Here is an 8758-nt window from a genome sequence, read left to right as displayed (position 1 = left end):
CGCCGCTGGCATAGAAGCTGATTTGCACGCCGGTCAGATTGATCTGGCCGCTGGCGTTGAGCTCCAGAATGCTTTCGCCGCAGACCAGGCGCAGGTTCTCGCCCACTTCAATGACGTAGCTCTGGCTGATGCTGTCGGTCTTGCGCAGGCCCACCGACAGGATGTCTTCCTGCTTGACGATGCGCAGGCGGTTGTTGCCGATGGTCACCGTCTCGTTGTGGCCGATGCTCTTGTTGCGGTCGTGACCCACCGAGTGGCTTTCATCCACCTCCACCACAATGTCCTGATTGCGTTCGGCATGGATGTACAACTGCTCGGCGCCTTTTTTGTCTTCCATGCGGATTTCGTTGAAATTCGCTGGGGTGCCGCCCTTGCTCGAACGGCTTTTCATGCCGCTCTGGGTGGCGTTTGCGGGCAGGTCATAAGGCACGGTCTGTTCGGCGTTGTAGACGCGACCGGTGATGATCGGCCGGTCGGGGTCGCCTTCCAGGAAGCTGACAATCACTTCCTGGCCAATGCGCGGGATCTGCATCGAGCCCCAGTTTTTCCCGGCCCAGGACTGTGACACGCGAATCCAGCACGAGCTGTTTTCGTTGGACTGGTCGTGACGGTCCCAGTAGAAATGCACCTTCACCCGGCCGAACTGATCGGTCCAGATTTCCTCGCCCTTGGGGCCGACCACCAACGCGGTCTGCGGGCCTTTGACGATGGGGCGATGGGTCGTGGGCAGCGGCCGGTAGCTTTGTTGGGCGACGATGCAGGTCAGGCTGCTTTCGAACTGGGCCGAAGGTGCGCCGCCGCCGGTTTCACCGCTTTCCTGGGACACGTAATAGCGGGCGCCGACGATCAGGTATTCGCGGTTCTGGTCCTGGCGGGTGAAGCCCGTGAGGCTGAACAGGTGGCCCGAGCCCAGACCGCGAGCGTTGCCGGCCAGCTCCACTTGCTCGTGCAGGGTTTGCAAGGCTTCGATGCGGGTGCGGGCGTAGTGTTCGCCGTCTTGGCTCTGCACATAGGTGCCGGGGTAGTCGTACAGCGGATAGTCGCCGGCGGTGTGCGGGCGCGGCATGGCCGAACGCACGTCGATGCGCGCGCTGGGGCGCTGGAAGTCGTAGTCGTTGAGTTCCAGCGAGCCGGGCTGCACTTCCTGGGCCAGGTGCCAGTCGTGGATATGGTCGCGCTCGCGCTGCTGTTCGTTCTTGGGGTAGTAGGGCACCGAACCGTAGCCGGGCACCGTGGTGTGGGCGCCATAGGCGTCGGCCAGCACCAATACATGACGGCCCTGTTCGTGGCGGAAGAAGTAGTAGATCCCTTCCTGTTCCATCAGGCGACTGACGAAATCGAAGCTGGTTTCGCGATACTGCACGCAGTATTCCCACTCGCGATAGGGGCGGCTGAGGGCGTCTTCGAAGTCGGAGAAACCCAGGTCGCGAAACACCTGCTTGATGATCTGCGGGATGGTCAGGTTCTGGAAAATCCGGCAATCGGAGGTACGGGTCAGCAGCCATAGCCAGGGGCGCAAGGTCGCCTGGTAACTGGCGAACTGGCCCTGGTCAACGTTCTGGCTGAAGCGCGAAACGATGCCGTGGAAATGCCGCTCGCCGCCGCCGTCCAGTTGCAGGCTCACGCACATGGGTTTGCCGAGCACCTGGTTGAGGTCGATGGCGTTGTCCAGCGAGTGCAACTGCAACTCGTAGTTGAACAGCCGCCCCAGCTCTTCGCCGCCGCCCATGTCCTTGAGCAACAGCACCTCAGGTCCCAGGGGGCTGGTGATTTTGGCCAGGCGTGAGGCTTGGTTGAATAACATCGAGTGTCCCGTGCAAGTTGTAATAGCTGAAGGAACGCAACCCCCACTGTGGAAGATGCCACTGTGGGAGCGAGCTTGCTCGCGATGGCGGCGTATCAGTCAACATTGATGTTGAATGTACTTGCGCTATCGCGAGCAAGCTCGCTCCCACAGGGTTTTACGGTGTTCCTTACCGTCAGGCCGCGTCGCTGAAATCGTACTGCAATTCGTTATCCCGGGCGCTGATCCGCACGCCGGCCAGCGCCTTGCCTTCGAGCATGCGGGTCAGGAACTCGCGGCTCATGTCCGGCAGCAGGCTGTTGGTCAGGATGGCGTCGATCATGCGTCCGCCGCTTTCGGTTTCGGTGCAGCGCGAGACGATGAGGTCGATCACCGCGTCGTCGTAGTCGAAGGCGACTTTGTGGGTGTTCTCCACGCGCTTCTTGATGCGGTTGAGTTGCAGGCGGGTGATGGCCTTGAGCATCTCGTCGCTGAGCGGGTAGTACGGAATTGTCACCAGGCGACCCAGCAGGGCCGGCGGGAAAATCTCCAGCAGCGGCTGGCGTAGGGCCTTGGCGATGTCCTCGGGCTCGGGCACGTTCTGCGGGTCTTTGCAGACCTGGGCAATCAGTTCGGTACCGGCGTTGGTGGTCAACAGAATCAAGGTGTTCTTGAAGTCGATCACCCGGCCTTCACCGTCCTCCATCACACCTTTGTCGAACACCTGGAAGAAAATCTCATGCACGTCCGGGTGGGCTTTTTCCACCTCGTCCAGCAGCACCACGCTGTACGGTTTGCGCCGCACGGCTTCGGTCAGTACGCCGCCTTCGCCATAGCCGATGTAGCCCGGTGGCGCGCCCTTGAGGGTGGACACGGTGTGGGCTTCCTGGAACTCGCTCATGTTGATGGTGATGACGTTCTGCTCGCCGCCATACATGGCTTCGGCCAGGGCCAGGGCGGTTTCGGTCTTGCCCACGCCGGAGGTGCCGGCGAGCATGAACACGCCAATGGGTTTGCTCGGATTGTCCAGGCCGGCGCGGGAGGTTTGGATGCGCTTGGCGATCATCTGCAAGGCGTGGTCCTGGCCGATGATGCGTTTTTTCAGGTGCTGGTCGAGGTTGAGCACCGTTTCCAGTTCGTTGCGAGCCATGCGGCCCACCGGGATACCGGTCCAGTCGGCGACCACCGAGGCCACGGCCTGGTAGTCCACGGTCGGCAGAATCAATGGGGTTTCGCCTTGCAGCGCGGTCAGGCGCTGTTGCAGGTCCACCAGTTGCTCGCGCAGGGCGTGGCTTTCGTTGTCGCAAGCTTCGCTGTTGTCTTCGCTGTCCACCACGCCGACGCGCTCGCGCAGGGTGGCGCGGGTGGCGAGCAACTCGTCCACCAGGGCTTTCTCTTCGGCCCAGCGGCCTTCCAGCTCGGCCAGGCGTTCGCGTTCGGCGCTCAGCAGGTTTTCGCTCTGGGTCTGACGGCTGCCAATGGCAATGCCGATGGCGTGTTCACGGGCGATGATTTGCAGCTCGGTTTCCAGCGCTTCGATGCGCCGACGGCTGTCGTCCACTTCGGCCGGCACCGCGTGCAGGCTGATGGCGACACGGGCGCAGGCGGTATCCAGCAGGCTCACGGATTTGTCCGGTAACTGGCGCGCCGGGATGTAGCGGTGGGACAGTTTGACCGAGGCTTCCAGAGCCTCGTCGAGGATCTGCACCTGATGGTGTTTTTCCATGGTCGAGGCCACGCCGCGCATCATCAGCAGCGCCTTGTCTTCGGACGGCTCGGCCACTTGCACCACTTGGAAACGCCGGGTCAGGGCCGGGTCTTTTTCGATGTGTTTCTTGTACTCGGCCCAGGTCGTGGCCGCTACCGTACGCAGGGTGCCGCGGGCCAGGGCCGGCTTGAGCAGGTTGGCCGCGTCACCCGTGCCGGCAGCGCCACCGGCGCCCACCAGGGTGTGGGCTTCGTCGATGAACAAAATGATCGGTTTGGGCGACGCCTGGACATCTTCGATGACCTGGCGCAGGCGCTGTTCGAACTCGCCTTTCATGCTCGCGCCGGCCTGCAACAGGCCGACATCGAGGCTGCGCAGTTCCACGTCCTTGAGCGATGGCGGCACGTCGCCGGCGACGATGCGCAGGGCAAAGCCTTCGACCACGGCGGTCTTGCCCACGCCGGCTTCACCGGTGAGGATCGGGTTGTTCTGCCGGCGGCGCATGAGGATGTCCACCAGTTGGCGGATCTCTTCGTCGCGACCGACGATGGGGTCGAGCTTGCCGCTGCGGGCCTGTTCGGTGAGGTCGACGGTGAAGCGTTTGAGGGCTTCCAGTTTGCCCATGGCGCTGGGGGCCATGGCGCCACTGGCCTCGCCCGGCACGGCACCGGCGTTGAAACCGTCGCTGGCGGTCAGGGCGTTTTCCGGGGAGTCGCCGACGTATTCGTCAAAGCGCTCGCTCAAGGCCTCGACCTTGACCTTGTCGAACTCCGACGACAGCCCCAGCAACGCATGGCGCAGGCTTGGCGTCTTGAGAATGCCCAGCACCAGGTAACCGGTGCGCACCTGGCTTTCGCCAAACATCAGGCTGCCGTAGACCCAACCGCGTTCCACGGCTTCTTCAACGTGGGAAGACAGGTCGGTGATGGAGGTCGAGCCCCGTGGCAGGCGGTCCAGGGCTTCGGTCAGGTCGCGGGCCAGGCGTGCTGGCTCGATATTGAACTGGCGGATGATGCGGTGCAGGTCCGAGTCCTGCAGCTGCAGCAACTGATGAAACCAGTGGGCCAGTTCCACGTAGGGGTTACCGCGCAACTTGCAGAACACGGTGGCGGCTTCGATGGCTTTGTAGGCCACGCTGTTGAGTTTGCCGAACAACGCGGCGCGACTGATTTCACCCATGCTCATGGCTCCTTGAGGTCTGTGAGGTGTTGGCCTGTTCGGCGTAATGCCGGGCCAGTATTAAATCCTTGGCATCTGTTTCGGGGCGTCCCAACCAGGTGTTGAACCCCAGGCGCAAACTGCCGTTGAGTTGCAGCGCCGGTACTTCGGGTTGTTCCAGGATCAGGTTCAGGTCCCAGTCCAGTTCATGGCCCAGGTATTCGGCGACCCAGGCCACCAGCTCGTTGAAGGGTTGGCTGCCGGGCAACATGCCCATGTAGTCATCGAGCTTGAGTGGCCCCAGGCGAATGCGGAATTTGTGCTGGCGATCCCACACGTAGCGGCCCAGGCAAAAGTCCACGCCCAACTGATGGGCGCTGACGCCCACGCGGCTGCGTTCTGGCAGTTCCAGCCATTGGCCGACGTATTCTTCGATCTCCACCGGCAGGCCGAAGTACTCGCTGATGATGGCCTTCAGGCCGTCCGGGTAGCGGGTTTGCGCCGACAAGTGGCCGCTGTAATGCAGCTTCGCCGTGTCGGGGATCAGCCCCTGCTTGAGCAGGCTCGGCATGCCCCGACCACTGAGGGCGGCCAGGCGCGCCGACCAGTAGTCATCGTCCGGGCGATCATGGCTGACCGTTGGCCGCGCTTCGGCCCAGGCCCGGTAGAACAGGCTGAGCAGGCGATGGTGGAACACATCCAGGAACCGTTTGCTGGTGCTGTCGGCGTTGTTGCGCTGACGTTCGCGCACGTATTCGGTGATGTGCAGCGGCAGCGGGCCGTTGGGGCCGCCGAGGCCGAAGAAGAACTGCTCCAGGCGTGCCGGCGCACCGTCGAGGCCCGGTTGCACCGAGGCCAGGGTCGCCGGGGCGAAGGTGCATTCGGCCTGTTGCCCCAGGCGCAGCGGGTCGTCGGCCAGGCGCAATGAATGGCCCAGGCGCGGCAGCTCGGGGGATTCGCACTCGATACGGCGCAAGGCCTGGAAGAAGTCGTATTCCCAGGGCTCCTGGTGCATCGCGTCCAGGGTACTCAAAGGGTCGGACGACGTCCGGGCTTGGCTTTCCATCGCATGATCTCGCCGCGTTCGGTGGTACGGATCACCGTTTCGGTAAAACTGTTGATCGACACGTAGCGTGCCAGGAAGCGCTCGAACACCGCACCGAGCAAAAACACCCCAGTGCCGCGAAACGCGTTTTCATCGAATTCCAGGGTGATTTCCAGGCCCCGACCAAACACGATCGGGCCGGGCATCGGCAGGCGTCGGGTGCAGGCCTTGCTGCTGACTTCGCGCAGGCCTTCGATCTGCAACTGCACCGCCGCATCGTTGCTGTCGCCGTACAGGCGCAGCAGTTCGCGCAGGGCGGCGGCGCCCTGGCCTTGCTCGCTCAGGGACAGGTAATTGAGCGAGAGCTGGCTGATCAAACGCCAGGCCTTGGCGTCGTGGGCATGGCTGGCCCGTGGTCGACTGGGGCCGGCGACGCAACGAATCGCGCCGACGGGCGCGCTGTCGGCCAACGTGAAATCAGTCTTGCCGTTGCCCACACTCATGAACAGCGGTAGGTCGCGGTTGGTGCACAGCGCCGTCACGCCCAGTTGGCGCAGGTCGTGGCGATAGGGCGCCTGCTGGCTGTCCACCAGGCTGACGAAGGTTTCGCTGCCCACGTAGGTCGAGCGCGGGCCGTTGCGTCGTTGGTCGCTGGACAATACTCGTGGCTCACGCCGTATTGTGTAATAGGCCTGGTCGCGGCCATAACGGGACGGATCGCGCACGGCATAGAACGGCAGGAACGGCTGCTCCGGCCCGGTGCCGTGGCCGGTGAGGCCGGTCAGCGAATGCACTTCGAAATCCATCGGTCGGGTGCGGTCGGCGATGACGTGATGTTCGTTGACCCGCTCCGAGAGGTGGATGCGATCCAGGCGCTTGGGGAACAGGTTGATCGCCGGGGTGCAGAACGGCAGAAACTGCGCGGCGCCGACGCTGCCCTCCAGGCTCGGGTCGTGCCGGTCGAACAGCACGATCAGCTCCAGCTCCTGACCGTCGCAGCGCTTGACCGCGCGGCTCAATTGGGTGAAGTCGACGAACAGGAACCGATGGGGCAGGGCGAAGTATTCCTGCAACAGGCGATAGCCCTGGAAGGCGCGCGAGACCACGGGCAGCGCGGCATCGGCATCGTCGAAACCCCGCGAGCACAGCGCGTCCTGAGGCAAGCGTTCAACCCAATCGCCGCCGGGCTTGCGGGCGAACACCGCGCAAGCATTGCTCAGCAGTTGTTCGTAGAGACGGAAGGGCTGTTCGTCGGCACCGCTGAGGTACAGCGGCAGGTTGTCCAGGGGCAGGCTGTTGAACGGCAGTTCGGCGCCCGTACGCAGGGTCAGGCGCAGGCCGGCCTTGGCCTTCGGTTCGCTGGCGGCCAGGCGTCCGAGCACGGCGGACGGGTTGCCGAAGTACTCGGCCTGGCTGACCTGCAACGGCCACAACGTCACCGCGTGGGCGGTGCGGTACTCGCAGCAGGTCTGGGTTTCACGCCCCAGGGCGGCGCGCAGGACGGTGTCCCGGGGCAGCGCAAAGCCGCCGCTCAGCGAGCCCTCATCGGGGTCGGTCTGCAGTTGCACCACGGTCATCGACGGCGTGGGCGCCAGATAGTGGGGATAGGCGATTTCCAGCAGGTTATGGGTGAAGGTCGGGTACTCGGCATCGAGCTTGAGCTGCACCCGCGCCGTCAGGTAGGCGAAGCCTTCCAGCAAACGTTCGACGTACGGGTCGGCGCAGTCCATCCCGGACAACGTCAGCCGACTGGCGATCTTGGGGTATTCCTTGGCGAACTCCGCCGCGCTTTCGCGCACGTGGTGCAGTTCCTGGTTGTACAGCTCCAGCAGGCGCGGATTCATGGGCGTCTCCGCTGGTCGGCTTGGACCACGCGCACGTGGCCGGTTTCCAGGTCCAGGTCGGTTTGCAGCATCAGGCGCAGCGGCACGGGCTGCGCCCAGAGGTCACCCTCGATCTCGAAACTCAAGGCGTTGTGGTTCATCTCGGCGGTTGCTCGGGCTCGCACCCTCAGGGTGTGGCGCAAGATGCGCGGTTCGAACGTGGCGATGGCTTGGTGGATCAACGCTTCCAAGGCCGGAAGGTCGACGTTCGATGCGCTGTTGCCGGCCAGCGCCGGCAACCCGAAATTGACCACAGACGTGCCTGCCGGGGTGTGCAGCGTGGCGTCGGTATCGAGCAACGATGTGGTGTTGAGCAACCACGCCAGGTCACGCAGCACCGAGGCTTTCAACTGGGTGAGCGACAACACGCGCTTGTCGGCGCTTTCCTTGGGGTTGCTCGGATCGTCGTCGGTCAACCGGTCCAACAGGGACGGTTGCAGGCGATCGCGGGTGGCGATTTCGGTTACCACCGAAAGAGCGCCGTATACATTTTTTGATCCCATTGGCCAGGGCCGCAGGAGGCGAATTGGCTCACATCCGAGACCTCCAATGTTTCCTTGACCAGGCGTACTGCTTGAATTTTGGTCAAGCAATCGCGGCTGGGAGCGGGCATGTGTTCGCTGCGTTCGACCAAGAAAATCGGCACTTGGTTGAAGGTCTCCACACGCAGTTGCTTGTCCGGGCCCAGGCTGAACTGGCAAGGCCATTCCATATCGAGCGTCAGGTGGCTCTGGTCAGGTTTAACGAGCGTGCAGCGACCTTGAACGTCGATCAGGCTCACCGGATGTCCGACGAAAACTGCTTGCGTCAGGGCTGCCGGAGCGACTGTTTCCTGCCCGGCGCACGCGCTTAGACTGACGAGGCTTGCCGCCAGCGCCGAAAGAAACAAAGGGCTGCGCATCACGAAAGCTCCCAGAACCAGATGGCCTTGGATCTTGAGAACAGATCACCGCTCTTGGTCAGGCCACGGTTCCACAGGTCGATGTGATCACCAGTAGGTCGACCGGCAGTGTCGCTGTTCTGTTGGTAGCAGTCTTTGAAGAAGATGATTCCGGTTTTGCCCATCAGTGTTGTGCGGTCTGCCACGCTGGTGGTGTAGATCTCGGTGGTGGCTGTGTGATTAATAATCCATAGCCAGTTGGCCAATGACTCCGCGCCGCGGGCATGTCCATGGGCGCATT

General features: G+C 63.2%; 7 protein-coding genes. All 7 read right to left on the bottom strand.

All coding sequences use genetic code 11. From position 1 onward, the window contains the following. A partial coding sequence (gene tssI / locus GSM73_RS01495) for a type VI secretion system tip protein TssI/VgrG (protein ID WP_160891502.1) occupies positions 1 to 1804 on the bottom strand: 1804 nt, incomplete at its 3' end. A gap of 175 nt (positions 1805 to 1979) precedes the next feature. Continuing rightward, the gene (gene tssH / locus GSM73_RS01490; RefSeq protein WP_047226765.1) at positions 1980 to 4670 is read right to left on the bottom strand and encodes a type VI secretion system ATPase TssH; all 2691 of its coding nucleotides are present in this window, start codon (positions 4668 to 4670) and stop codon (positions 1980 to 1982) included. After that, the gene (gene tssG / locus GSM73_RS01485; RefSeq protein ID WP_047226766.1) at positions 4663 to 5715 is read right to left on the bottom strand and encodes a type VI secretion system baseplate subunit TssG; all 1053 of its coding nucleotides are present in this window, start codon (positions 5713 to 5715) and stop codon (positions 4663 to 4665) included. Before tssG ends, tssH begins: the two co-directional genes overlap by 8 nt. Continuing rightward, on the bottom strand, positions 5679 to 7538 hold the full coding sequence (gene tssF, locus GSM73_RS01480; RefSeq protein ID WP_047226767.1) for a type VI secretion system baseplate subunit TssF: 1860 nt from the start codon (positions 7536 to 7538) through the stop codon (positions 5679 to 5681). Before tssF ends, tssG begins: the two co-directional genes overlap by 37 nt. After that, positions 7535 to 8047, bottom strand: coding sequence for a type VI secretion system baseplate subunit TssE (gene tssE, locus GSM73_RS01475; RefSeq protein WP_047226768.1), 513 nt, complete (start codon positions 8045 to 8047; stop codon positions 7535 to 7537). The genes tssF and tssE overlap by 4 nt, the downstream gene beginning before the upstream one ends. Beyond that, positions 8041 to 8478 carry a hypothetical protein gene (locus GSM73_RS01470; RefSeq protein ID WP_047226769.1) on the bottom strand — a complete coding sequence of 146 codons (438 nt, stop codon included), beginning with the start codon at positions 8476 to 8478 and terminating at the stop codon, positions 8041 to 8043. Before GSM73_RS01470 ends, tssE begins: the two co-directional genes overlap by 7 nt. Continuing rightward, a partial coding sequence (locus GSM73_RS01465; protein WP_218575568.1) for a T6SS effector amidase Tae4 family protein occupies positions 8478 to 8758 on the bottom strand: 281 nt, incomplete at its 5' end. The genes GSM73_RS01465 and GSM73_RS01470, both read right to left, overlap by 1 nt.

The sequence above is a fragment of the Pseudomonas sp. PICF6 genome (genome assembly GCF_009831705.1).
GTDB classification, from domain to species: domain Bacteria; phylum Pseudomonadota; class Gammaproteobacteria; order Pseudomonadales; family Pseudomonadaceae; genus Aquipseudomonas; species Aquipseudomonas rhizophila.
The sequence above is the reverse complement of the archived record's forward strand: the minus strand, read 5'-3'. Positions and strand labels throughout refer to the sequence as shown.

Excerpts from the sequence above, each read along its gene's own strand:
- tssH (WP_047226765.1), bottom strand. The coding sequence starts at position 4,670 with ATGGGTGAAATCAGTCGCGCCGCGTTGTTCGGCAAACTCAACAGCGTG.
- tssG (WP_047226766.1), bottom strand. The coding sequence starts at position 5,715 with ATGGAAAGCCAAGCCCGGACGTCGTCCGACCCTTTGAGTACCCTGGAC.
- tssF (WP_047226767.1), bottom strand. The coding sequence starts at position 7,538 with ATGAATCCGCGCCTGCTGGAGCTGTACAACCAGGAACTGCACCACGTG.
- GSM73_RS01470 (WP_047226769.1), bottom strand. The coding sequence starts at position 8,478 with ATGCGCAGCCCTTTGTTTCTTTCGGCGCTGGCGGCAAGCCTCGTCAGT.